This window comes from Pseudomonas pergaminensis (assembly GCF_024112395.2).
Taxonomy (GTDB): Bacteria; Pseudomonadota; Gammaproteobacteria; order Pseudomonadales; family Pseudomonadaceae; genus Aquipseudomonas; species Aquipseudomonas pergaminensis.
On record NZ_CP078013.2, the window covers coordinates 2,746,282 to 2,770,205 of the forward strand.

Genomic DNA, 23,924 nt, shown 5'->3' on the forward strand with positions numbered 1-23,924 from the left:
CTGGCAAGCGCCAAACTGACAGCCACAGAGTTAAATGGGTTGCTGAGTCAGTTTACTGGGGACGGCCGTATATTGCTGGAGGTCGAGGTGTATGAGTTCAATGCCCTGCGCGAGGTGGACCCCACTCACAAGTGCCGCGCCCTGCTGAAACTGTCCAGGGGGTTATTCCGTCTGGCTCAGTTGGAAGCGATCGCCCTCGAACGCACTCGGCTCCACCCCCACATCGACCCTGCGGAAATTCGCCTGGCCTACCGCGTCGGCTTAGCCCAGCGGCTGGAACTACCGAGGCAGCCCCAAGGCATGATTTATGAACATCTGTCTGGGGTGAAAACAACGGACCTGGACGTGGCCTATCAAAAGATTCTTGAACTGGAGCAGACACCTGCATTCTGCGAGCAACTGACTGCGCGCCCGTACTGGAAAGAGTACTTGCAGGAGAAATATCCCGACGACTTCGCGACGCGGCAACACATCCGTCAAGACAAGGCCTCGGCATTGGAAGATCAATACCCCGGGTTTAGCCCGGAGTACTTCCAGGAAATTGGCGTCCTGGATAAGGCCAACGAGGCCGAGCAGCAGGCATTGGTGAATGAACTGTCAGCGCGGGAAATCGCCGCGCTGGGTAGTTAGCCGATCAGTTGTCATACCCCAGGTTCGGCGCCAGCCACCGCTCGGTCACGCTGAGGTCCTGGCCTTTGCGCGCGGTGTAGCTGGTCACCTGGTCCTTGTCGACCTTGCCCACGGCAAAATACTGCGCCTGCGGGTGGGCGAAGTACCAGCCGCTGACCGCTGCTGCCGGGAACATCGCGTAGTGTTCGGTGAGGAACACGCCACTGCGACCGGCGTGCATTTCGCGGGCCTCGGGGTCGAGCAGTTGGAACAACTGGGCTTTCTCGGTGTGATCCGGGCACGCCGGGTAGCCTGGGGCAGGGCGGATGCCGCTGTACTGCTCCTTGATCAGCGCCTCGTTGTCCAGTTGCTCGTCCTTGGCGTAGCCCCAGTGTTCTTTACGCACCTGTTGGTGCAGCCACTCGGCGCAGGCCTCGGCCAGGCGGTCGGCCAGGGCCTTGACCATGATCGAGTTGTAGTCGTCGCCGGCGTCCTGGTAGGCCTTGGCGACTTCTTCGGCGCCGATGCCGGCGGTGGTGATGAAGCCACCGATGTAGTCGGTTACGCCGCTGTCCTTGGGCGCGACGAAGTCCGCCAGGGAGAAGTTCGGCTTGCCGTCGGTCTTGATGATCTGCTGGCGCAGGTGATGCAGCCGCGCAATCGGCTGGCCATCGTCGCCGTAGACTTCCAGGTCATCGTCCTGCACCTGGTTGGTCGGCCAGAAGCCGAACACGGCACGGGCGCTGATGAGCTTTTCGTCGATCAGCTTCTTGAGCATTTCCTGGGCATCGGCGTACAGCGCGGTGGCGGCTTCACCGACCACTTCGTCTTCGAGGATGCGCGGGAACTTGCCGGCCAGGTCCCAGGAGATAAAGAACGGCGTCCAGTCGATGTATTCGGCCAACACCTTGAGGTCGATATTGTCCAGCACCTTGGCGCCGGTAAAGGTCGGCACCACCGGGGTGTAGGTGCTCCAGTCGAACTGCGGCTTCTTGGCGATGGCCGCCGGGTAGCTCAGGCGCTCGGTGCGCGCGCTGCGGTTGGAGGTGCGCTCACGCACTTCCACGTACTCTTCGCGGGTACGCTCGACAAAACCGGCCTTGAGCTCCTTGGACAGCAGTTGCGTGGCCACGCCCACCGCGCGCGAGGCGTCGGTGACATACACCACGGCATCATTGCTGTACTTGGGCTCGATCTTCACCGCCGTGTGCGCCTTGGACGTGGTGGCGCCACCGATCATCAGCGGCAGGTAGAAATCCTGGCGCTGCATCTCGCGGGCCACATGCACCATCTCGTCGAGGGACGGCGTGATCAGGCCGGACAACCCGATGATGTCGCACTTCTGCTCCTTGGCCACCTGCAGGATCTTCTCCGCCGGCACCATTACGCCCAAGTCGACGATGTCATAGCCGTTGCAACCCAGTACCACGCCGACAATATTCTTGCCGATGTCGTGTACGTCGCCCTTCACCGTGGCCATCAGGATCTTGCCCTTGGCTTCCGGCTTGTCGCCTTTTTCCAGCTCAATGAACGGGATCAAGTGGGCCACGGCTTGTTTCATCACTCGGGCGGATTTCACCACTTGGGGCAGGAACATTTTGCCGGCGCCGAACAAGTCGCCGACGATGTTCATGCCGGACATCAGCGGGCCTTCGATCACTTCGATCGGGCGCGCGAACGACAGGCGCGATTCCTCGGTGTCTTCAACGATGTGGGTGGTGATGCCTTTGACCAGTGCGTGTTCAAGGCGCTTGTTGACGTCCCAGCCACGCCATTCCTCGGTCTCGGCTTCCTTGACGCTGCCGTCACCCTTGTACTTGTCGGCAATGGCGAGGAGGGCATCGGTGCCTTCCGGGGTGCGGTTGAGCACCACGTCTTCCACGGCGTCGCGCAGCTCGGTCGGGATCTGGTCGTAGATCTCCAACTGGCCAGCGTTGACGATACCCATGGTCAAGCCGTTGCGGATCGCATACAGCAGGAACACCGAGTGGATCGCCTCGCGCACCGGGTTGTTGCCCCGGAACGAGAACGACACGTTGGACACGCCGCCGGAGGTCAGCGCATACGGCAGTTCGTCACGGATATAGGCGCAGGCATTGATGAAGTCGACGGCGTAGTTGTTGTGCTCCTCGATACCAGTGGCGACCGCGAAGATGTTCGGGTCGAAGATGATGTCTTCCGGTGGGAAGCCCACTTCGTTGACCAGGATGTCGTAGGAGCGTTTGCAGATTTCTTTCTTGCGCGCCTCGGTGTCGGCCTGGCCGGCTTCGTCGAACGCCATTACCACCACCGCAGCGCCGTAGCGCTTGCACAGCTTGGCGTGGTGGATGAACTGTTCGACGCCTTCCTTCATGCTGATGGAGTTGACGATGCCCTTGCCCTGGATGCACTTCAGGCCAGCTTCGATCACGTCCCACTTGGAGGAGTCGATCATGATCGGTACGCGGGAGATATCAGGTTCGCCGGCAATCAGATTGAGGAAGGTCACCATGGCCTTCTTCGAATCGAGCATGCCCTCGTCCATGTTGATGTCGATCACCTGGGCGCCGGCTTCCACCTGCTGCAAGGCGACTTCCAGGGCTTCGGTGTAGTTGTCCTCGCGGATCAGGCGGGCGAACTTGGCCGAGCCGGTGATGTTGGTGCGCTCACCGACGTTGACGAACAACGAGCTGCGATCGATGGTGAAGGGTTCCAGGCCCGACAGGCGGCAAGCCTTCGGGATATCCGGGATTTGGCGCGGCGCGTAACCGGCCACGGCCTTGGCGATGGCCTCGATGTGGCCCGGCGTGGTACCGCAGCAACCGCCGACAATGTTGAGAAAGCCGCTCTGGGCAAACTCTTCGATGACCTTGGCGGTTTGTGACGGCAGCTCATCGTATTCACCGAATTCGTTGGGCAGGCCGGCGTTCGGGTGCGCAGAAACGTGGGTGTTGGCCTTGTTCGACAACTCTTCCAGGTACGGCCGCAGCTCGCTGGCGCCCAGGGCGCAGTTGAGGCCCACCGAAATCGGCTTGGCGTGGGCCACGGAGTTCCAGAACGCTTCGGTGGTCTGGCCCGACAGCGTACGGCCGGAGGCGTCGGTGATGGTGCCGGAGATCATGATCGGCAGTTCGATGTTCAGCGCTTCGAACACCCCTTGCACGGCGAAGATCGCGGCCTTGGCGTTGAGGGTGTCGAAGATGGTCTCGATCAGGATCAGGTCGGCGCCGCCCTCGATCAAACCTTTGGTGGCTTCGGTGTAGTTTTCCACCAGCTCATCGAAGGTCACGTTGCGGTAGCCGGGGTTGTTCACGTCGGGCGACAGCGAGCAGGTTCGGCTGGTCGGGCCGAGCACGCCGGCGACGAAACGCGGCTTGGCCGGGTTTTCGGCGGTCTTGGCGTCGGCGATCTTGCGCGCCAGGCGTGCGCCTTCTACGTTTAGTTCATAGGCCAGTTCTTCCATGCCGTAATCGGCCATGGAGATGCGCGTGGCGTTGAAGGTGTTGGTTTCGAGGATGTCGGCGCCGGCATCCAGGTAGGCTTTTTCGATGCCGCCGATCACGTCCGGACGAGTGATCACCAGCAGGTCGTTGTTACCCTTGACGTCGCTTGGCCAGTCGGCGAAGCGTTTGCCACGGTAGTCCTGCTCTTCCAGTTTATAGCTCTGGATCATCGTGCCCATACCGCCGTCGAGGATCAGGATACGTTCCTTGAGGGCTTGATGAAGGGCTTGCAGACGAACGCTACGATCGGACATGGGACTACTCTGGTCAGGCATTACGGAGGGCGTGGATCATAGCAAACCTGTGCCGATTTAGAGCATGCGCAGGTTTTGCATGAATATCGTTCATGTTGTTGTGGGGGATGGCCCGGTAGAATCACCGGCAATTTTTCAGCGCACGCATTGAATCGGGACCGGATACATGTCACTTCGCCTCATCACCAGCGCCGTCCTGGCACTGGTCGCCTGCCTCGCACAGGCTGACGGACCCGCCCCGGCGATTTCGTATACCCGCGACATTCAACCGATCTTCACCGAAAAATGCGTGGCCTGCCACGCCTGCTACGACTCCGCCTGCCAGCTCAACCTGGGCAGTGCCGAGGGCGCGGCGCGCGGTGCCAGCAAAATGCCGGTGTACGACGGCGAACGCAGCCAGGCCACGCCGACCACCCGCTTGTTTTATGACGCTTTTGGCAAGCAAGCCTGGCAGCAGAAAGGCTTCTATTCGGTACTGGACGCCCAAGGCAGCCAGGCCGCCCTGATGGCGCGCATGCTGGAACTGGGCCACAACGCACCGCTGCAACCCAATGCCAAGTTGCCCGACGACATTGTGCTGGGCCTGAACCGCGAAAACATGTGCGCCATGCCCGGCGAGTTCAATGCCTACGCGGGTGCCCATCCCAAGGAAGGCATGCCGCTGGCGGTAACGGGACTGACCGACCAGCAGTACCAGACCCTGCAACGCTGGCTCGCGTCGGGTGCGCCAATCGATGAACAAGGCCTGGCCCCCAGCGCCCGGGAAGCCCTGCAAGTGCAGCAGTGGGAGAACCTGTTCAACCAGCCCGGCGCCCGCGAAAGCCTGGTGGCGCGCTGGTTGTTCGAGCATTTGTTCCTTGCCCACATTTACTTCGAGAATGGCGAGCCGGGGCATTTCTTCCAGTGGGTGCGTTCGCGTACGCCGAGCGGCCAACCCATCGACCTGATCGCCACGCGCCGTCCCAATGATGATCCGGGCACCCAGGTGTACTACCGCCTATGGCCGGTGCAGGGCGTGATTGTGCATAAGACCCACATTACGTACCCATTCAGTGCCGACAAGATGGCGCGCGTCAAAGCGCTGTTCTACGCCGGTAACTGGCAGGTCAACGCCTTGCCGGGTTACGGCCCTGGCCGGCGCGCCAACCCCTTCGAAACCTTCGAGGCCATCCCGGCCAAGGCGCGTTACCAGTTCATGTTGGATAACGCCGAGTACTTTGTGCGCACCTTTATTCGCGGGCCGGTGTGCCGTGGGCAGATCGCCACGGACGTGATCCGCGATAACTTCTGGACCCTGTTCCAGGACCCGGACCACGACCTGTACATCACCGACGCGCGCTATCGCGGCCAGGCCACGCCCTTGCTGGCCATGCCGGGGCAAAACGATGACGTCGGCAGTGTGCTCAGCCTGTGGCTGGCCTACCGCGACAAACGCAATGAATACGAGGCCCTGCGCCGTGACAGTTACGCCGACCTGCCGCCACCGAGTTGGTCGAGCCTGTGGGCGGGCAATGACAATGCCTTGCTGAGCATTTTCCGCCACTTCGACAGCGCCTCGGTGACCAAAGGGCTGATTGGCGAGGTGCCGCAGACGATGTGGCTGTTTGACTACCCGTTGCTGGAGCGCACGTATTACCAGTTGGCGGTGAATTTTGATGTGTTTGGCAACGTGTCGCACCAGGCCCAGACCCGGTTGTACTTCGACTTGATCCGCAATGGCGCCGAGCAGAACTTTCTACGCTTGATGCCGGCCGATTCGCGCGAAGGTTTTATGGATGACTGGTACCAGAACAGTGGCAAGCTCAAGTTGTGGCTGGATTACGAGGCTATCGATGACGACAAACCTACTGGGCTGCACCTGGACGAAAACGATCCGAAGCGCGATTTTGCCAATCAGTTGCTCAGCCGTTACGGCGATTTGAACGCCAGTCCGGATCCGATCAATCGCTGTAGCGGTGCTTATTGCTCGCGTGACGGTGTTGATCCGGCCTTGCAGGATGCGGAGCAGGCGCTTAGTCGCTTGACCTCACGACCGGCTGCTGGGCTCAAGGTGATCGATCAATTGCCTGAAGCGACCATGCTGCGGGTTGAAACCGCCAACGGCAAACGCGTGGTCTACAGCATGTTGCGCAACCGCGCCCACAGTAATGTGGCGTTTCTCTTGGGTGAGGCTTACCGCTACCAGCCAGGGCTGGATACGGTGACGATTTATCCGGGTGTGCTGAGTAGCTACCCGAACTTCATGTTCAATATTCCGGCCCAGGAAGTGCCTGAGTTCGTGGCTGAAATGGAGCAGGCCAAGGATGCCAAGCGTTTCGAGAAGATTGTGGATCGCTGGGGAGTGCGACGCAGTCATCCGTTGTTCTGGCAGTACTTTCACGATTTATCGCAGTACATCCGCGAAACCGTGCCGGTGGAAGAAGGGGTATTGGACATGAACCGCTATGAAAACCTATAACTAAGGGCAGTGATCCAGTCATCTCTCTGAGCGGGTGCTGAAGCGGTCGGATATCTATCTTGCGGGAGTGGAACAGGTATTCCGATCATGTTGATTTCAGTACAGGCGCTACGGGCGCTGGCGGCGTGGGTGGTGGTGGGGCATCACTTCATGGGGACGTTTTTCGATTATGAGGCACATAACCCTCTGGAGTTCGTGTTCGCCGATAAGGGCGGTATAGGGGTCGACGTATTCTTTGTCATCAGCGGCCTTGTGATTTTCCTGGCGACCGCTGACAAGTCAGTGACACCCAGGCAATTCATACTGATGCGAGTGGCCAGGATAGTTCCAGCGTACTGGTTCTATACCCTGGTCACGGCTGTAGTCATCGCGGTCGTCCCCTCGATGTTTCCAGATGATCATCTCGAACTGGGTCATGCGCTCATGTCGCTGTTGTTTCTCTGCGCTGAAAACCCAGGGGGCTATGGGGTCTACCCGCTGCTGAATGTCGGCTGGACCCTGAACTTCGAGATGCTGTTCTATGCCCTGTTTGCCATCGCCTTAATGGTTCCCCCGTCATATCGGTTGTGGGTGGTGGCGGTGCTACTGTTTCTCGTGTGCTACATCGGTCCTGTGCTCGACTTGACCAGCGACTTTTATCGTCAGGACATGGTTTTTGAATTCCTGATGGGCGTTGTGATCGGCATGCTGTACCGCCGCGGCCTGTTTCGGGCCAGGGCATGGCTACCGTTGTTGGGAATCGTGGTGGCTTGTGCGGCGATTTACCAGGGGGCCGATATACCGCGCGTGCTGGAGTGGGGGGTGCCCAGCGCGATGTTGGTGATGAGTTTTGTGATGCTGGAGCCTTTCTTTCAAGGCTCTCGCTTTATGAAGATGCTCGGTGATTGTTCCTATTCGGTGTATTTGCTCCACGACCTGGTGCTGTGTGCTGGACGATGGGTTGTCGGACACACTGGAATCAGCCCCTACTTGATATTGCCTGTTTGCATCGTACTGACCGCATCTGGCGCCTTTTACAGCTATCACTGGCTGGAAAAGGGTACATACCTCAGGCTCAAGCGTTGGTTTGGCGTGGAGGCTCCGATTGTCCTTTCCCGACAAAAATACTAGGACTTTGTACCAACGTAATATTTTGGCGTAAACTGCCGGCAAGCCTGTGAGGAGTTTCCATGACTGCCATAACCATTACAGACGCCGCCCACGATTACCTGGCTGATCTGCTGTCCAAGCAGAACACCCCAGGTATCGGCATCCGCGTCTTTATCACCCAGCCCGGCACCCAATACGCTGAGACGTGCATTGCCTACTGCAAGCCAGGGGAAGAGAAGCCTGAAGACACCGCCCTGGGGCTCAAAAGCTTCACCGCGTACATCGATGCCTTCAGCGAAGCCTTCCTTGACGACGCTGTGGTCGACTACGCCACCGACCGCATGGGCGGCCAGTTGACCATCAAGGCGCCAAACGCCAAGGTGCCGAACGTCAACGCTGACAGCCCGGTCAACGAGCGCATCAACTATTACCTGCAAACCGAGATCAACCCTGGGCTGGCCAGCCACGGTGGTCAGGTCAGTCTGATCGACGTGGTCGAAGACGGCATTGCCGTGCTCAAGTTCGGCGGCGGCTGCCAGGGCTGTGGCCAGGCGGACGTGACTTTGCGTGAAGGCATCGAGCGCACCTTGCTTGAGCGCATTCCGGAGCTCAAGGGTGTACGTGACGTGACCGACCACACGCAGAAAGAAAACGCCTACTACTGAGTAAGATGTTCACTGCAAACAAAAAAACGGCGCCCCGTGAGCGCCGTTTTTTATGCTTAAAATTCAGCGTCTTACGCCGTCTATCTAACGCCGAAGATTAACTGTAGGAGCCGGCTTGCCGGCGATAGCTGCGTGTCAGTCAACAGATTCGGCAGCAGATACGCCGCGATCGTGCGCAAGTCAGCTCTTAAATTATAGTTTTATTCATATATATCAGTTGTTTGTGAATCTTTTGTGAGGTTGTTTATCATGGCCGATAGAGGTGTGCATGCCCGGCCCGATACAACGAAGACTCACTGAAACTATCATTGGCCAGCACCCGACCCACCACAATCAATGCCGTACGTCGAAACCCTTTTGCCGCCACTTTCTCGGCAATGTCATCGAGGGTGCCGACTGCCCAATCCTGATCCGGCCAGGTCGCGCGATGCACCACGGCAATCGGACAATCCGCGCCATAGTGCGGCAGCAGTTCGGCAACGATTTTATCCAGGTGGTTGACCCCCAGGTGGATCGCCATGGTTGTGGCATGCCGGGCCAGGCTGTCGAAGTCTTCACCGGCCGGCATGCTGGTTTTATCCGCGTAGCGGGTCAGGATCACGCTCTGGGCGATGTCGGGCAGGGTCAATTCCGTTTCCAGCAGCGCCGCACAGGCTGCCACGGCAGTGACCCCTGGGATGATCTGGAACGGAATGCCTAGTTCGCGCAAGTGTCGGATCTGTTCACCAATTGCCCCATACAGGCTCGGGTCACCGGAGTGCACGCGGGCCACATCCTGCCCTTTTGCGTGGGCGGCCGTGATCAGGTCGATGATCTGCTCCAGATGCAATTCGGCGCTATTGACCAGGGTTTCGGCCTGATGACCTTCCAGCACTGCCGCTGGCACCAGTGAACCGGCGTAGATGATCACCGGGCAACTGCGGATCAGCCGCTGGCCTTTGACGGTGATCAATTCCGGGTCGCCGGGGCCTGCGCCGATGAAGTAGACGGTCATGGTAATTCCTGTCGAAAAACGGGCGAGCATGAATGTTATTCATGATCTGGGCGGGCGATTATCGGGATTTTAGCCGGCGCACGCCAATGCAAAGGTCGCTTGGGCGTTTTTTCTGCGGGTGATCAGCAGGCGGGCAGGGGCGTGACCGAGGTGTTCAGCCAGGGCCAAGGCGGCGCTTTCAGCGATGCCGTAACAGCCGGTATGGGCAAAAACCACCTCGGATTTGTGGCTCAGGCGATTTTCGAAAACCGCCAGTTGCTCGGCGCTGAAACACTGCAACGGCAGGTCCAGTGCTTTGGCCAGCGCCAGCAGGCCTGGTTCATCCTGTTTGCGATCGATACTGGCCAGCGCGGTGATGCGCTGGCGCTCGATATCGCCCTCGGCGAGGGCCGCATCAAACAGGGCCTGCAAGGCGTGAACATCACAACCGCGCTGGCAGCCCAGGCCGACCACCAGGATCATGCCGCGTATTGATCGTCACGGTTGCGGCGGAACAGCCACGCACTGATCAGGCCCAGGGCCAGCCAGAATGCGACGTTGGTCAATTGCGAAGCGATCTTGAACTGGGCTTCCAGGGCTTCCGGGGCCAGCATCGAGTGTACTTCTGGCTGTGGAGCACCGATCATGTGCGGCACCACCAGGATCGCCACGCCCAGCGCTTTGAGCAGCCAGTTGCGACCGAACACAATCAGCGCGATACCGGCGGCGGTCGACGCGGCAGTGCCGATCCACCAGATCTGCCGTTGCGCCAGGTCAGCCGCGGCGGTGCCTGGCAGCTCTGGCGGCAGGCCCAAGGTTGGCGCCAGCACAAAGGTTGCGTAACCCGCCAGGCCCCAGAGCAGGCCTTGCGCCGTACGGGTCGGCGCACGCAGGGTGTACAGGCCGGCCAGCATCAACGCAAACCCGACCGCGACTACCAAGTTGCCGCCGGTGGTGGACAGCACGCGTTGCCAGCCATCTTCGGGTTCCCAGGCTTCGGCGTCGTGGGTGTGGGCGGCGCCACCCTCGGTGTGTGCATGGGCCACTTCGGTGGCGGCAGGGGCATGTTCGTAGGTTTCCGCTTGCAGAATCAGCGGGGCGACCCAGAAGCTTTGCAACAGGGTCAGCAGCAGGGCGGCCAGAAGACCGGTGAAACCTGCGGTTTGCGCGATACGCTTGATCATGTCGGCAGGTCTCAGTGGCACGGGAACGCGGCGCTGTGGCGGGTATCGTGGGCGGCGTTGTGCACGGCTTCGATGTGCGAGAAACCGGCGAAGTACACCAGGCACGCGCCGAGGATCGACGCGCCGATGGCGGCGGTCAAGCGTTGGCTCAGGGTCGAGGTGCTGCTGGCGGAGTGCGAGGTGCTGCTGATGATCGACATGGCGCGTCCCTTTCAGGTGTCAGGGTGAAACGAGCGCATGAAAACCCCGCGAGCCGGGCACGCAGGGTTTAAACAGCGCCCGCCCACCGCGGGTTTGTTATCTGATTTTTTCGGGCCGGTCTCCGGGCTTGCGAGGGGCATTGCGCCTATTAAGCGTCGCCTTCCCATGCCTTGGAGGCACAGTGGATCTGACACTTCGCTCGCTTACCGTTGCGGGGGCAGCACCGGACTGGTCATATCGCTATGACGCACCGGTTTCCCGTTTCACCCTGTGAGGGGCACCCGAAACAAGATGTGTAGGAGAGCATGGGGGTGGGAGGGGAGTCAATTGGGTTGTTGGGGGCATATCCGTTGTTTAGGTAACGGCGGCTTATGGTTCCGCTCTTACAGCGGGTCACTTTTGGAAAGGCCCAAAAGTAACCAAAAGGCCTTCGCCCCAACACTCGGCACCTCGCCTAGGCTCGGTGTGCCCTCACTCCGGCTTGAATCCGTGGGCCGCCGCGCTGGGCCATCCTTGGCCCAGCGCGGCTAACCCGGCGTCCTGCCGGGTTACCCACGGATTCAAGCCTGCGTTCGGCCAGCGTGTTTGACGGGGCGCCTCAGATCAAGAGCGACTCGCTTCGCATCGTAGATACGCTTTTCGTTTTCTGTAGGAGCCGGCTTGCCGGCGAAAAACGTGAGACCGCCGCGTTTTGTCTGATTCCCCGCGTCATCGTTGAAGACCATCGCCGGCAAGCCGGCTCCTACAAGACCGCGTTTGATTTTGCCTTTGCTTTACACCACTCAAGCCGGCTGTCAGGCCGCTGTGCTTTTGATTTTGATCTTAGGCGCCCCGTCAAACACGCTGGCCGGAATTCGGCAGGGATTTGGGGGGTAAACCGGCAGGGATGCCGGTTTAGCCGCCCCGCGCCATGGATGGCGCGTGGCGGCGGCCCCCCAAATCACTGTCGGATTACGGGCATACCGAGCCTAGGCGAGGTACCGAGTGTTGGGGCAAGAGCGCTTTGGTTACTTTGCCGCTTTTGCAAAGTGACCCGCCGTAAGGGCGGAACCATAAGCGGCCATTACCGCAGCAACGGATATGTACCCCAACCCAAACCCCATCATTGACCATCCCCCAAGCACTGCGTAGCCTTGCACCCTCGAGGTTCTTCAGCCCAGGCCGAAGCTAAGAAGGGAACGCGGTCCAAGCCGCGGCTGCCCCCGCAACTGTAAAGGGTTCATCTGACTGCCACGCCACTGCCATTACAGCGGGAAGGCGCAGCCAGCGCCGGTCGCAAGACCCGCAAGCCCCAAGCCAGGAGACCTGCCTCGCAACCGATTTTCCAATTCAACCGGGCGGGGTGATCCGGTGACGAAATCCGCTGCTGCGTGCCGTCGCAGGGCCTATCGTCCCGTATGCCCGCCCCCAAGGGCATCCGATGAAAACACTGGCCAAACTCCCCGTCACCATCGTTACCGGCTTCCTCGGCTCGGGCAAGACCACCTTGCTGCGCCATATGCTCGACAACGCCCAGGGCCGCCGTATCGCGGTGATCGTCAATGAATTCGGCGAGTTGGGCATCGACGGTGAAATCCTCAAGCAGTGCTCCATCGGTTGCACCGAAGAAGAAGCCAACGGCCGCGTCTATGAGCTGGCCAACGGCTGCCTGTGCTGCACCGTGCAGGAAGAATTCTTCCCGGTGATGCGCGAATTGGTCGCCCGTCGTGGTGACCTCGACCATATCCTCATCGAAACCTCCGGCCTGGCCCTGCCAAAACCGTTGGTACAAGCCTTCCAGTGGCCGGAAATCCGCAGTGCCTGCACCGTTGACGCGGTGATCACCGTGGTCGACAGCCCGGCCGTGGCCGCAGGCACCTTCGCGGCGTTCCCGGACCAGGTTGATGCCCAGCGCAAACTTGACCCGAACCTGGACCACGAATCACCCCTGCACGAGCTGTTCGCCGACCAACTGGCCAGCGCCGACCTGGTGATCCTCAACAAGAGCGACTTGATCAGCCCCGAAGACCTGGCTCGCGTGCGCCTGGAAGTCGCCGAAGAACTGCCACCCGCGGTGAAGATCATTGAAGCCAGCAGCGGTCGCCTGCCGCTGGACGTGTTGATCGGCCTGGGTGCAGGCTCCGAAGAACACATCGACGGTCGCCACAGCCATCACGATCATCATCACGAAGGTGAAGACGATCACGATCACGACGCCTTCGATTCCATCTCCATCGACCTGCCGCAAGCCGACGAAGCGCTGCTGCTCGACGCCCTGACGCAACTGGTGGTGCAGCACGGCATCTTGCGCGTCAAAGGCTTCGCCGCCATCCCGAACAAGCCGATGCGCCTGCTGATCCAGGGCGTGGGCACGCGTTTCGACAAGCACTTCGACCGTGCCTGGAGCGCTGACGAGCCGCGCATCACGCGCCTGGTGCTGATCGGTCAGGACCTCGATGCGGCCGGCCTTGAAGCGCAACTGCGCGCCGCCCTCAGCGTTTAACCCATGCACCTGCTCAGGACCCAGCCCGGTGGTTTCGTCTCGGACGACAATATTGCCGACCTTGGCCAGACCCCCGCTGAACTGGTGATCCTGTGCAGCGGTGATTCCAGCCTGGCGCTGCTGGCCGAAGCGGCCCAGCAGTTACCCGACGACTACCCCAGCTTTCGCCTGGCCAACCCGATGCAGGTGCAGAACCATGCCTCGGTCGACCTGTATGTCGATGAGGTGCTGCGCCATGCCAAGGTCATCCTGATTTCGCTGCATGGTGGCATCGGTTATTGGCGCTACGGCATCGAGCGCCTGGTGGAGTTGGCCGAGCGTGGCGTGCAGCTGATTCTGGTGCCGGGGGATGATCGCCCGGACCCGGAGCTCAGCGGGTTGAGCACCGTCGGCGCCGAAGCGCGTGATCGCCTCTGGCACTTCCTGCGCCAGGGCGGCCTAGGCAATGCGCTGGATTTTTATCGCTGCCTGGCCAGTGCCTACCTGGGCCGTGACTACGCCTGGGCGGAGCCGCAGACCCTGCCGCGCACGGCGATTTATCATCCGCGCCACGCTAACGCCCGCCTGAATGATTGGCAGGCCGACTGGCACGCCGACTGGCCGGTGGCGGCGGTGCTGTTCTATCGCTCCCATTTGCAGGCGGCCAATACCGGTTTTATCGACGTGTTCTGCCAGCGCTTGCAGGCCGCGGGGCTTAACCCGTTGCCGATGGCGGTGGCCAGTTTGAAAGAGCCCGGCTGCCTGGCGGTGGTCGAGGACTGGCTGGATGAGGTGGGTGCGGCGGTGATCCTGAACACCACCGGCTTCGCCCAGTCCAGCCCCGAAGCGCCGCACTTGCGGCCGTTTCGCCGCAATATCCCGGTGATCCAGGCCATTTGCGCCCAGGACAACCAACCTGGCTGGGAAGCCAGCGAGCAAGGCCTCGGCCCGCGTGACTTGGCCATGCACATCGCCCTGCCGGAGCTGGATGGACGGATCATCAGCCGGCCAATCAGCTTCAAGGACCTGGCCTGGCGCAGCGAGCGCAGCCAGTCGGATGTGGTGTGCTACCGCGCCGCGCCCGAGCGCATGGATTTTGTCGCGGAACTGGCACGACGCTGGGTCGAGTTGGCGCGAGTGCCGAATGCGCACAAGCGCATCGCGCTGATCCTTGCCAACTACCCGACCCGCGACGGTCGGATTGGCAATGGCGTGGGCCTCGATACCCCAGCGGCCGCACTGAATATTTTGCGTGCCCTTCAGGCTGAAGGCTATCCGCTGCCGGAGACCTTGCCCGACAGTGGCACGGCGCTGATCCACGACCTGCTCGGCGGCGTCACCAACGACCTCGACAGCCTCGACCTGCGCCCGTGCCATCAAAGCCTGGGCCTGGACGACTACGCGGCGATGTTCGCTCGCCTGCCCCAAGCCAATCGGCAGGCCGTACTGGAACGCTGGGGCACGCCACAAAACGATCCGATGTTCCGTGATGGCCGCATGATGATCGCTGGCCTGCGCCTGGGCCTGACCTTTGTCGGTATCCAGCCGGCCCGGGGTTATCAGGTGGACGCCAGCGCGGTGTACCACGACCCGGACCTGGTGCCGCCCCACGCGTACCTGGCGTTCTACTTTTGGCTGCGCCACACCTACGGCGCCCATGGCGTGATCCATGTGGGCAAGCACGGCAACCTCGAATGGCTGCCCGGCAAAGGCGTGGGGCTGTCGGAAAACTGCTGGCCCGACGCGCTGCTGGGGCCGCTGCCGAATATCTATCCCTTTATCGTCAACGACCCGGGCGAGGGCGCCCAGGCCAAGCGACGCACCCAGGCGGTGATCATCGATCACTTGATGCCACCGCTGACCCGTGCCGAGACCTATGGCCCGCTGCGTGACCTGGAGCTGTTGGCGGACGAATATTACGACGCCCAGTTGCTGGATCCGCGCCGCGCTCTGGAATTGCAGAAAGACATCCTCAAGTTGGTGCGCGAAACCCGTATCGACCAGGAACTGGAGCTGGAAAGCGACGCCGATGCCGCCGTGTGGCTGCCGCGCCTGGACACTTACCTGTGCGACTTGAAGGAGTCGCAAATCCGCGACGGCCTGCATATCTTTGGCGAGTCGCCCGAGGGGCGTTTGCGTATCGACACCCTGCTGGCATTGCTGCGCATCCCGCGGGGCGATGGCCGTGGCCCGCAGTCGAGCTTGCTGCGGGTGCTGGCCAAGGCCTTCGACCTGGGCTTTGACCCCCTCGATTGCGCCCTGGCCGAGCCGTGGACAGGACGGCGCCCGTTGGTGCTGCAGAAGATCGACGGGCAGTTGTGGCGCACCGCCGGCGATACCCGCGAACGCCTGGAGCTGTACGCCGCGCGGTTGATCGAGCAGGCGCTGGAAGGGCCGCTTGAGCAGTTGGAAGAGCCCGGCTGGGAGGATGTGAAAGCCGTGATCGAAAGCCTGCGTATCGTCGTGGCGCCACGCCTGGACGCCTGTGGTCCGGCGGAAATGCGTGGGCTGCTCGATGCCTTGAGCGGCCGTTTTGTGCCCGCTGGCCCTAGCGGTGCGCCGAGTCGCGGGCGTCTGGATGTGCTGCCGACCGGGCGCAACTTTTTCAGCGTCGACGTGCGCAACCTGCCCACCACCACCGCGTGGCGCATCGGTTTCCAGTCGGCCAACCTGATTCTTGAGCGACACCTGCAAGACCACGGCGACCACCTGCGCCAACTTGGCCTGTCGGTATGGGGCACCGCCACCATGCGCACCGGCGGCGATGATATCGCCCAGGCCATGGCGCTGATGGGCGTGCGCCCGGTGTGGGCGACGGGCAGCCAGCGGGTGGATGACTTTGAAATCCTGCCGGTCAGCCTGCTCGACCGGCCGCGCGTAGACGTGACGCTGCGGGTGTCGGGCTTTTTCCGGGATGCCTTCGCCAACCTGATCCGCCTGTTCGATGCCGCCGTGCAAGCAGTGGCCGCGCTCGACGAGCCGGACGACATGAACCCGCTGGCGGCCAAGGTGCGCAGTGAGCGCGAGGCGTTGCTCAAGTCCGGCCTGGACGACGAGGCCGCTGCGAAACAGGCCGGTTGGCGCATCTTCGGCGCCAAGCCCGGCGCCTATGGCGCGGGCGTGCAGGGCGCGGTCGACGGTCGCCTGTGGCAAAGCCGCGAAGACTTGGCCGAGGTCTACCTGAACTGGGGCGGCTACGCCTATGGCGGTTCCGACGAAGGCACCGCCGCCCGCGAGCAATTCGCCCAGCGTCTGAGCCAGGTGCAGGCTGTGTTGCAGAACCAGGACAACCGCGAGCACGACCTGCTCGATTCCAATGATTACTACCAATTCCAGGGCGGCATGCTTGCTGCCGTGGAAACCCTGAGCGGCGATAAGGCTGCCAGCTATCATGGCGACCACAGCCAGCCCGACCTGCCGAAGATCCGCACCCTGAAGGAAGAGCTGAACCGGGTGATCCGTTCCCGCGCCGCTAACCCCAAGTGGATCGAAGGCGTGAAGCGCCATGGTTATAAAGGTGCGTTTGAGATGGCGGCGACCGTGGACAACCTGTTCGCCTTCGACGCCACCACCGCGCTGATAGACGACCACCAATATGCGCTGTTGGCCGACGCCTATCTGCTCGACCCCGATACCCGGGCCTTTGTGCAACAGCACAACCCCGACGCGCTGCGCGACATGACCGAGCGCATGCTAGAAGCCCAGCAGCGTGGCATGTGGCAGGAACCGGGGGCGTACCGCGAGGCGTTGGAAAACCTGTTGCTGGATATCGAAGAGGATGGCTGAAGGCAAGCTTGTTGTGGTGAGCGGGCTTGCCCCGCGCTGGACTGCGAAGCGGCCCCAAAAACCGGACACCGCGTTTTGCCAGGAAGAATCCGTTTAGCTTTATTGAGGCTGCTACGCAGCCCAGCGCGGGGCAAGCCCGCTCAGTACAGTGTGGTTGCTTGTGTCGCAGAATTTGAAGAGGGATCGTATGACTGATATTCCCCATTTTCCGCTGTCCGCCGTAGTCGGCGCCGATGACCTGAAACTGGCGCTGTGCCTGACCGCCATCGACCCGAAGATCGGCGGTGTGCTGATCGAAGGCCCGCGCGGCATGGCCAAGTCGACTTTGGCGCGTGGTTTGGCGGACCTGCTGGCCAGTGGTCAATTCGTGACTTTGCCCCTGGGCGCGACTGAAGAGCGCCTTGTCGGCACGCTGGACCTGGATGCTGCATTGGGCGAGGGCCGGGCGCAGTTTTCGCCCGGCGTATTGGCCAAGGCGGATGGCGGCGTGCTGTACGTCGATGAAGTCAACCTGCTACCCGATCATTTGGTGGATTTGCTGCTGGACGTGGCCGCCAGCGGCACCAATCTGATCGAGCGTGACGGCATTTCCCATCGCCATTCGGCGCGGTTCGTGCTGATCGGCACCATGAACCCGGAGGAGGGCGAGTTGCGTCCGCAACTGCTCGACCGTTTCGGTTTCAACGTGGCGTTGAGCGGGCAGACCTTGCCCGCCGAGCGTGGGCAGATTATTCGTCGGCGTCTGGATTTCGACAGCGACCCGGCGGCGTTCTGCGCGCAATGGGAAACGTCGCAGGCGGCGTTGCGCGAACGCTGCATTCAGGCGCGGGCACAACTGGACACTATCGCGCTGGACGACGAGGCGCTGGCAAGGATCACCGAACGGTGCTTCGCGGCGGGCGTCGACGGTTTGCGTGCGGACTTGGTCTGGTTGCGCGGCGCTCGGGCCCATGCCGCCTGGCGTGGCGCCAGTGCGATCGCCGAGGAAGATATCGAGGCGGTGGCCGAGTTTGCCCTGCGCCATCGTCGCCAGGAACAAGCCCCATCGTCCAACCCGCCCAGTGAAGGGCAGTCGCCCAAATCTTCCGACGCTTCGCCAGGCCAAGGCCAGTGGGGCGACATGCCCGCTCCGGCCCTGCCCACGGGGGCGCGCCGGGAAGTCCCCACCTGGCCAAAAAAGCCCTAGGCATTCGCCCCCGGCCTGACACGGGGACGGATGCCCGCCCCAAGGCAGGGCGACTGGACAGCGGCAGGCACGGTAAGGCGCGCAGCGCGAAGCAGGGGACGATCAATTGGCCCGGCACCTTGCTCGGTGGCCGGCCGCAAGCCCGTGAGGATCTGCTTTATCACCTGCGCAGTCGTTCGGCCCATGAGCTCTGGTTGGTGATTGTCGATGCGTCGGCATCCACCCGGCGGCATCGTGCGCTCACCGATGCCAAGGGTTTGTTGGCGCAATTGTTCGATGACGCTTACCGCCAGCGGGCGCGGATGGCGTTGTTGACGGCCAGCGGGCACTCGCCCAAATGGCAGGTACAGGGGTTGAAGGCGGCGAAGGGCTTGGCGGACTGGCTGGATCAATTGGGCGCGGGCGGTGGTACGCCGTTGCTCGCGGCGTTGACCGAGGCCGGGGCGTGGTTGACGCTGCGCCGCAAGCGGTATCCGGCTGAACAACAGCGGCTGCTGGTGATCACTGACGGGCGACTCAAGGACATCGCCGGGTTGCCGTTGCTGGAGTGTCCGGGGCTGTTGGTGGATATCGAGCGCGGGCCCATCAGGTTGGGTCGGGCTCGGGAGTTGGCGGTGGGGTTGCAGCTGGACCATCGGCATATTGACGATTAGCTATTGCCCGGCACGTTGGGCCAAAGGTCCGCCACCAGGAACAGCCGCTCGGCTTCCTCCCAATCCTGATCGACTTGAACCATCCGCACCAACAACTGCGCCGGCGCCATGGGATCCAGCTGCGCCAGCCAGCCCCTCATCTGTTCTTCACTCCAGACTTCATCCGTCGGGTAATGCGCCGGCGCCAACCACGCATGCCTGGGCAGGGGCTGCCAGCGGCCGGGCGGACTTTGGCTGACAAACGCTGGCCAATCACGCTGATGCAACCAGCGCCCACGTAAATGCTGTGGATGGGCACCCATGGGGGCTTGGGCCTCGCCAGGCCAGGGGTACAACAGATAGCCGCCCAGCCACAAATGCGCATCGAAATGCTGGATATCCAGTGCCGCCAGGGCCTCCTGGCTTTCCGCCCGCGCCGATATCGGCAACTGATGCTGGGCCAGGTGCGCCAGCTTGCGGTCCAGTCGGTCATGACAACCCGGCCCCAGCCATTGCGCGGTGTCCTCACCGTTACCGTCCTGCGGGCCGAGGTACAGTTTGATTGCCAGCTCCAGATGATGCACGCCGTCACGGTCGCGCAGCAGCATGTCCAGCTCGCCGAGGGTATGCCCGGCGCGGCGGATCGGCAGGTTGGCCGCCAACAGTTCCACGCCCGGCGCATGCTGTACGGCGAACTGCCACAGGCGCTCGTAATACAGGCCCAGGCGCCGGGTGCGTGACTGGTTCAGCCACTGCTGCAAGGCGCTGCTGTCCTGATCGAGCTGGCGCAGCCAGCGCTCCAGCAGGTGCGGCGCCTGCACCCAGTCACTGCCGGCCAGCGGGTGGCGCTGCGGCCACGGTGTTTGCGCGAGCATCGGCGGGGCGAGCATTACCCACGCCAGGTCGCGCACTTCGGGGTGGCGCAGCTGGCGGGGCAGGTTGTGCAGATCCGGGAACACAGTCATGGTCCGAGCATAGCCTTTTCAGTGTCGTGCGGGTGGATGAGAACCCTTGTCATCAAGGTTTCACGGCGACAAAGGATTTTGCCTGGGACGGCCTTTCGCCCATAATCGTTCTTTTTTGCCACACCCCACATCCCGCAGGAGCCCCATGGAGCAATTTCGCAATATCGGCATTATCGGTCGCCTGGGCAGTACCCAGGTGTTGGACACCGTCCGCCGGCTGAAAAAGTTCCTGCTGGAACGCCACCTGCATGTGATCCTCGAAGACACCATCGCTGAAATCCTGCCGGGCCACGGCTTGCAAACCTCGTCGCGCAAGATGCTAGGCGAAGTCTGCGACATGGTCATCGTGGTCGGCGGCGACGGCAGCCTGCTCGGCGCCGCCCGTGCCCTGGCGCGGCACAACGTACCGGTGCTGGGGATCAACCGGGGTAGCCTGGGTTTCCTCACCGATATCCGTCCCGATGAGTTGGAAGTCGAAGTCGCCAAGGTGCTCGACGGCCATTACCTGGTGGAAAACCGCTTCCTGCTGCAAGCCGAAGTGCGCCGCCACGGCGAAGCCATCGGCCAGGGCGATGCCTTGAATGATGTGGTGCTGCACCCCGGCAAGTCGACGCGGATGATCGAGTTCGAACTCTATATAGACGGCCAATTCGTGTGCAGCCAGAAGGCCGACGGCCTGATCGTTGCCACGCCCACCGGCTCCACGGCCTACGCGCTGTCGGCAGGTGGGCCGATCATGCATCCCAAGCTGGATGCCATTGTGATCGTGCCGATGTATCCCCATATGTTGTCGAGCAGGCCCATCGTGGTCGACGGCAACAGTGAGCTGAAAATCGTGGTCTCCAAAGACATGCAGATCTACCCGCAGGTGTCCTGCGACGGTCAGAACCATTTCACCTGCGCCCCCGGTGACACCATCACCGTGAGCAAGAAGGCACAGAAGTTGCGGTTGATCCACCCGCTGGACCACAACTACTACGAAGTGTGCCGCACCAAGCTGGGCTGGGGCAGCCGCTTGGGGGGTGGAGGCGACTGATGCTCGATCCCGCGCGTAGCTACGACCTGATTGGTGACGTGCACGGTTGCGCCCACACCCTTGAGCACTTGCTCGACCTGCTGGGCTACCACAAGCAGGGCGGCACCTGGCGTCATCCGTCGCGCATGGCGGTGTTCCTCGGCGATATCATTGACCGCGGCCCACGCATCCGCGAGGCGCTGCATATCGTCCACGACATGACCGAGGCTGGCCAGGCGCTGTGCATCATGGGCAACCACGAGTTCAACGCCCTGGGTTGGACCACACCGGCGCCGCCGGGCAGTGGCAAGCAGTTCGTGCGCGAGCACAACCCACGGCATGCACGGTTGATCCAGGAGACCCTGACCCAGTTCGAACACCACCCGGCGGACTGGCATGACTTCCTCGGCTGGTTCTATGACATGCCGCTGTTCGTCGACGCTGGGCGCTTCCGCGTGGTGCATGCGTGCTGGGACGACGGCTTTATCCAGCCGCTGCGCGCGACCTTCCCGGACGGTTGCATCGACCAGCACTTCCTGCAGGCCGCCGCCGTGCCGGGCAGTTTTGCCTGCAACGCCTTCGACCGCCTGCTGCGCGGTACCGACATGCGCCTGCCGCACGGCCTTACGCTGACCGGTGGCGATGGCCTGACGCGCTCGTTCTTTCGCACCAAGTTCTGGGAAGACGACCCCAAGACCTACGGCGATATCGTGTTCCAGCCCGACGCCTTGCCGGAGCCAGTGGCGCGTACGCCGTTGTCGTCCACCGAAAAGAATTCCCTGCTGCGCTACGGCGTCGACGAACCGTTGTTGTTCGTCGGCCATTACTGGCGCAGCGGCAAACCGGCGCCGATCCGCGAGAACCTGGCGTGCCTGGACTACAGCGCCGTGCTGTACGGCAAGCTGGTGGCTTATCGCCTGGATCAGGAAACCCGCCTGGATCCGAATAAATTCGTATGGGTCGACGTAGAGCGACCCGAGGTTATCAAATGAGTGCTGTGGCGGTATTACGCCTGCCCTTGAGCGTCGACCTGGGCGGCTTTGTCCAGTTGCTGCAACGCATGCAAGTGCCCCATCGTGTCAGCGAAGAGGCGGGTGAGCAGGTGTTGTGGGTGCCCGAGAACATCAGCGACGACGTGCGCGTGCTTTACCAACGCTTTCCTGCGGGTGACCCGGACCAGCAACTGGACATTCCCGAGCAGGCGCCGATCAAGCGCCCTGGGTTTCTCCAGCAACTGCGGCACAGCCCGTTAACCGCGTTGGTGCTGCTGGCAAGCATCATCGTCGGCGCCGTGACCTTGCTCGGTGAAAACCTGCAAGCCATGAGTTGGCTGACGTTCCTGCAGTTCCGCATCGTCGGCGAGTACATCCAGTTCACACCGCTGGCCGACAGCCTGGCGGCGGGGCAGTGGTGGCGGCTGGTCACGCCGATGCTGATCCACTTTGGCATCCTGCACCTCGCCATGAATGGCATGTGGTACTGGGAACTGGGCCGGCGCATCGAAGCGCGCCAGGGCAGCATCAACTTGCTGGGCCTGACGCTGTTGTTCAGCCTGGTGTCCAACTACGCTCAATATGTTTATGGCGGCCCCGGCCTGTTCGGTGGGTTGTCCGGCGTGCTGTATGGCCTGCTCGGGCATTGCTGGATTTTTCAACTGCTGTCGCCTAATCCGGCCTATCGCCTGCCCCGTGGGGTGCTGGTGATGATGCTGGTGTGGTTGCTGCTCTGCCTGTCGGGGCTGGTCTCGATGATCGGTTTCGGCGAAATCGCCAATGCTGCCCATGTCGGCGGCCTGGTTATCGGTTGCCTGACGGGTTTGCTGGGTGGGCTGTACAGCCGCCGCAAAGCCTCTCTTTGATAAGGAAGAGCCTTATGTCCTCTTTTGCTGAAATGATTGAAAACATCACTCCGGACATCTACGAGAGCCTCAAGCTCGCCGTGGAAATCGGCAAGTGGTCCGATGGCCGCAAGCTCACTGCCGAACAGCGCGAGCTGTCCCTGCAAGCGGTGATCGCCTGGGAAATCCAGAACCTGCCGGAAGACCAGCGCACCGGCTACATGGGCCCGCAGGAATGCGCATCCAAGTCCGCGCCAGTACCGAATATCCTGTTCAAGTCGGATGCGATCCATTGATTGAAATTGGTCGTGGTGCAGTCAGCAAAATGTCGGCGCAACTCGGTGAGCCGACCGTTCAATACGCGTTTCGCCTGGGCGATGCCGAGGTGCCGGTCAACCCGTTGATCGGCACTCACGTGCGCCTGGAATACCTCGGTGCCATCCATTGCAGCCATTGCGGCCGCAAGACCAAGACCAGCTTCAGCCAGGGGTACTGCTACCCGTGCATGACCAAGCTGGCCCAGTGTGACCTGTGCATCATGAGCCCCGAGCGTTGCCACTACGACGCCGGCACCTGCCGCGATCCGGGCTGGGGCGAGCAATTCTGCATGACCGACCATGTGGTGTACCTGGCGAATTCGTCGGGGATCAAGGTCGGCATCACCCGCGCCACCCAGTTGCCGACTCGCTGGCTCGACCAAGGCGCGAGCCAGGCGCTGCCGATCATGCGCGTGGCGACCCGCCAGCAATCCGGCTTCGTCGAGGACCTGTTCCGCAGCCAGGTGGCCGACAAGACCAACTGGCGCGCGCTGCTCAAGGGCGACGCCCAGTCCGTCGACCTCAAGCAGGTGCGTGACGAGCTGTTCGCCTCCTGCGCCGAAGGCCTGGTGAGTCTGCAGGAACGCTTTGGCCTGCAGGCCATCCAAACGATTGCCGACATTGAGCCGATCGAAATCCGCTATCCGGTCGAGCAGTATCCGACCAAGATCGTCAGCTTCAACCTGGACAAGAACCCGATTGCCGAAGGCACGCTGCTGGGGATCAAGGGCCAATACCTGATCTTCGACACCGGCGTTATCAACATTCGTAAGTACACGGCCTACCAGCTCGCCGTGCATCAGTAGAAGG

Annotated in this window: 19 protein-coding genes and 2 riboswitches; of the genes, 13 read left to right on the plus strand and 6 right to left on the minus strand. The window is 62.0% G+C overall.

The features are described from left to right. Positions 1-87 precede the first annotated feature (87 nt). Positions 88-630 carry an NEL domain-containing protein gene (locus KUA23_RS12500; protein WP_252994042.1) on the plus strand — a complete coding sequence of 181 codons (543 nt, stop codon included), beginning with the start codon at positions 88-90 and terminating at the stop codon, positions 628-630. Between the two features lie 4 nt (positions 631-634). Here KUA23_RS12500 and metH read toward each other — a convergent pair whose 3' ends face one another. Beyond that, on the minus strand, positions 635-4,345 hold the full coding sequence (metH, locus tag KUA23_RS12505) for a methionine synthase (protein ID WP_252994043.1): 3,711 nt from the start codon (positions 4,343-4,345) through the stop codon (positions 635-637). Positions 4,346-4,511: 166 nt separating this feature from the next. On the opposite strand from metH, the gene KUA23_RS12510 reads away from it, so the two are divergent. From KUA23_RS12510 to nfuA, 3 genes are all read left to right on the plus strand, one after another. Then, positions 4,512-6,803, plus strand: a complete 2,292-nt coding sequence (locus KUA23_RS12510; protein ID WP_252994044.1) for a fatty acid cis/trans isomerase — start codon at positions 4,512-4,514, stop codon at positions 6,801-6,803. Between the two features lie 87 nt (positions 6,804-6,890). Then, entirely contained in the window at positions 6,891-7,913 is a 1,023-nt protein-coding gene (locus KUA23_RS12515; RefSeq protein WP_252994045.1) for an acyltransferase family protein, read from the plus strand. A 59-nt stretch (positions 7,914-7,972) separates the two neighbouring features. Continuing rightward, the gene (gene nfuA, locus KUA23_RS12520; protein WP_003173594.1) at positions 7,973-8,557 is read left to right on the plus strand and encodes a Fe-S biogenesis protein NfuA; all 585 of its coding nucleotides are present in this window, start codon (positions 7,973-7,975) and stop codon (positions 8,555-8,557) included. 247 nt (positions 8,558-8,804) lie between these two features. Here the strand turns inward: nfuA and cobM are convergent, their stop codons facing one another. The 4 genes from cobM to KUA23_RS12540 form a co-directional block, all read right to left on the minus strand. Further along, positions 8,805-9,551, minus strand: coding sequence for a precorrin-4 C(11)-methyltransferase (cobM, locus tag KUA23_RS12525; protein WP_252994046.1), 747 nt, complete (start codon positions 9,549-9,551; stop codon positions 8,805-8,807). Between the two features lie 69 nt (positions 9,552-9,620). Next, positions 9,621-10,013 (minus strand): cobalamin biosynthesis protein, encoded by a 393-nt coding sequence (locus KUA23_RS12530; RefSeq protein WP_214497630.1) that lies wholly within the window; start codon positions 10,011-10,013, stop codon positions 9,621-9,623. Next, positions 10,010-10,714, minus strand: coding sequence for a CbtA family protein (locus KUA23_RS12535; RefSeq protein ID WP_252994047.1), 705 nt, complete (start codon positions 10,712-10,714; stop codon positions 10,010-10,012). The genes KUA23_RS12530 and KUA23_RS12535 overlap by 4 nt, the downstream gene beginning before the upstream one ends. An 11-nt stretch (positions 10,715-10,725) precedes the next feature. Next, positions 10,726-10,914: a CbtB domain-containing protein gene (locus tag KUA23_RS12540; protein WP_012723860.1), complete on the minus strand. Its 189-nt coding sequence runs from the start codon at positions 10,912-10,914 to the stop codon at positions 10,726-10,728. Positions 10,915-11,010: 96 nt separating this feature from the next. Continuing rightward, positions 11,011-11,215, minus strand: a riboswitch (cobalamin riboswitch). Between the two features lie 827 nt (positions 11,216-12,042). Next, positions 12,043-12,242, plus strand: a riboswitch (cobalamin riboswitch). Positions 12,243-12,335: 93 nt separating this feature from the next. On the opposite strand from KUA23_RS12540, the gene cobW reads away from it, so the two are divergent. The 4 genes from cobW to KUA23_RS12560 all read left to right on the plus strand — a co-directional run bounded on the left by cobW (position 12,336) and on the right by KUA23_RS12560 (position 19,001). Then, positions 12,336-13,397: a cobalamin biosynthesis protein CobW gene (gene cobW, locus KUA23_RS12545; RefSeq protein ID WP_078048105.1), complete on the plus strand. Its 1,062-nt coding sequence runs from the start codon at positions 12,336-12,338 to the stop codon at positions 13,395-13,397. 3 nt (positions 13,398-13,400) lie between these two features. Continuing rightward, positions 13,401-17,162, plus strand: a complete 3,762-nt coding sequence (gene cobN, locus KUA23_RS12550) for a cobaltochelatase subunit CobN (RefSeq protein ID WP_252994048.1) — start codon at positions 13,401-13,403, stop codon at positions 17,160-17,162. 187 nt (positions 17,163-17,349) lie between these two features. Then, positions 17,350-18,348: a magnesium chelatase ATPase subunit I gene (locus KUA23_RS12555; protein WP_252994049.1), complete on the plus strand. Its 999-nt coding sequence runs from the start codon at positions 17,350-17,352 to the stop codon at positions 18,346-18,348. Positions 18,349-18,401: 53 nt separating this feature from the next. Next, positions 18,402-19,001: a vWA domain-containing protein gene (locus KUA23_RS12560; protein WP_100492477.1), complete on the plus strand. Its 600-nt coding sequence runs from the start codon at positions 18,402-18,404 to the stop codon at positions 18,999-19,001. Here the strand turns inward: KUA23_RS12560 and KUA23_RS12565 are convergent. Further along, complete coding sequence (locus KUA23_RS12565; RefSeq protein WP_100490928.1) at positions 18,998-19,945, minus strand: DUF1853 family protein; 948 nt, start codon at positions 19,943-19,945, stop codon at positions 18,998-19,000. The two genes, KUA23_RS12560 and KUA23_RS12565, sit on opposite strands and share 4 nt — an antisense overlap. 145 nt (positions 19,946-20,090) lie before the next feature. On the opposite strand from KUA23_RS12565, the gene KUA23_RS12570 reads away from it, so the two are divergent. Genes KUA23_RS12570 through KUA23_RS12590 form a run of 5 tightly spaced genes read left to right on the plus strand, consistent with a single transcriptional unit; the run spans position 20,091 to position 23,920 of the window. Continuing rightward, positions 20,091-20,981: an NAD(+) kinase gene (locus tag KUA23_RS12570; protein ID WP_003217892.1), complete on the plus strand. Its 891-nt coding sequence runs from the start codon at positions 20,091-20,093 to the stop codon at positions 20,979-20,981. Then, entirely contained in the window at positions 20,978-21,952 is a 975-nt protein-coding gene (locus tag KUA23_RS12575; RefSeq protein ID WP_177409511.1) for a metallophosphoesterase, read from the plus strand. The genes KUA23_RS12570 and KUA23_RS12575 overlap by 4 nt, the downstream gene beginning before the upstream one ends. Beyond that, complete coding sequence (locus KUA23_RS12580; protein WP_252994050.1) at positions 21,949-22,818, plus strand: rhomboid family intramembrane serine protease; 870 nt, start codon at positions 21,949-21,951, stop codon at positions 22,816-22,818. The genes KUA23_RS12575 and KUA23_RS12580 overlap by 4 nt, the downstream gene beginning before the upstream one ends. Positions 22,819-22,832: 14 nt before the next feature. Beyond that, the gene (locus KUA23_RS12585) at positions 22,833-23,093 is read left to right on the plus strand and encodes a YeaC family protein (RefSeq protein WP_016972751.1); all 261 of its coding nucleotides are present in this window, start codon (positions 22,833-22,835) and stop codon (positions 23,091-23,093) included. Next, positions 23,090-23,920 carry a DUF2797 domain-containing protein gene (locus KUA23_RS12590; protein ID WP_078048111.1) on the plus strand — a complete coding sequence of 277 codons (831 nt, stop codon included), beginning with the start codon at positions 23,090-23,092 and terminating at the stop codon, positions 23,918-23,920. Before KUA23_RS12585 ends, KUA23_RS12590 begins: the two co-directional genes overlap by 4 nt. Positions 23,921-23,924: the final 4 nt, after the last annotated feature.

What these genes read in the sequence shown, in the direction of transcription:
- metH (WP_252994043.1), bottom strand. Translation starts at nt 4,345, where the DNA reads ATGTCCGATCGTAGCGTTCGTCTGCAAGCCCTTCATCAAGCCCTCAAG.
- KUA23_RS12510 (WP_252994044.1), top strand. Translation starts at nt 4,512, where the DNA reads ATGTCACTTCGCCTCATCACCAGCGCCGTCCTGGCACTGGTCGCCTGC.
- KUA23_RS12515 (WP_252994045.1), top strand. Translation starts at nt 6,891, where the DNA reads ATGTTGATTTCAGTACAGGCGCTACGGGCGCTGGCGGCGTGGGTGGTG.
- nfuA (WP_003173594.1), top strand. Translation starts at nt 7,973, where the DNA reads ATGACTGCCATAACCATTACAGACGCCGCCCACGATTACCTGGCTGAT.
- cobM (WP_252994046.1), bottom strand. Translation starts at nt 9,551, where the DNA reads ATGACCGTCTACTTCATCGGCGCAGGCCCCGGCGACCCGGAATTGATC.
- KUA23_RS12530 (WP_214497630.1), bottom strand. Translation starts at nt 10,013, where the DNA reads ATGATCCTGGTGGTCGGCCTGGGCTGCCAGCGCGGTTGTGATGTTCAC.
- KUA23_RS12535 (WP_252994047.1), bottom strand. Translation starts at nt 10,714, where the DNA reads ATGATCAAGCGTATCGCGCAAACCGCAGGTTTCACCGGTCTTCTGGCC.
- KUA23_RS12540 (WP_012723860.1), bottom strand. Translation starts at nt 10,914, where the DNA reads ATGTCGATCATCAGCAGCACCTCGCACTCCGCCAGCAGCACCTCGACC.
- cobW (WP_078048105.1), top strand. Translation starts at nt 12,336, where the DNA reads ATGAAAACACTGGCCAAACTCCCCGTCACCATCGTTACCGGCTTCCTC.
- cobN (WP_252994048.1), top strand. Translation starts at nt 13,401, where the DNA reads ATGCACCTGCTCAGGACCCAGCCCGGTGGTTTCGTCTCGGACGACAAT.
- KUA23_RS12555 (WP_252994049.1), top strand. Translation starts at nt 17,350, where the DNA reads ATGACTGATATTCCCCATTTTCCGCTGTCCGCCGTAGTCGGCGCCGAT.
- KUA23_RS12565 (WP_100490928.1), bottom strand. Translation starts at nt 19,945, where the DNA reads ATGACTGTGTTCCCGGATCTGCACAACCTGCCCCGCCAGCTGCGCCAC.
- KUA23_RS12570 (WP_003217892.1), top strand. Translation starts at nt 20,091, where the DNA reads ATGGAGCAATTTCGCAATATCGGCATTATCGGTCGCCTGGGCAGTACC.
- KUA23_RS12580 (WP_252994050.1), top strand. Translation starts at nt 21,949, where the DNA reads ATGAGTGCTGTGGCGGTATTACGCCTGCCCTTGAGCGTCGACCTGGGC.
- KUA23_RS12585 (WP_016972751.1), top strand. Translation starts at nt 22,833, where the DNA reads ATGTCCTCTTTTGCTGAAATGATTGAAAACATCACTCCGGACATCTAC.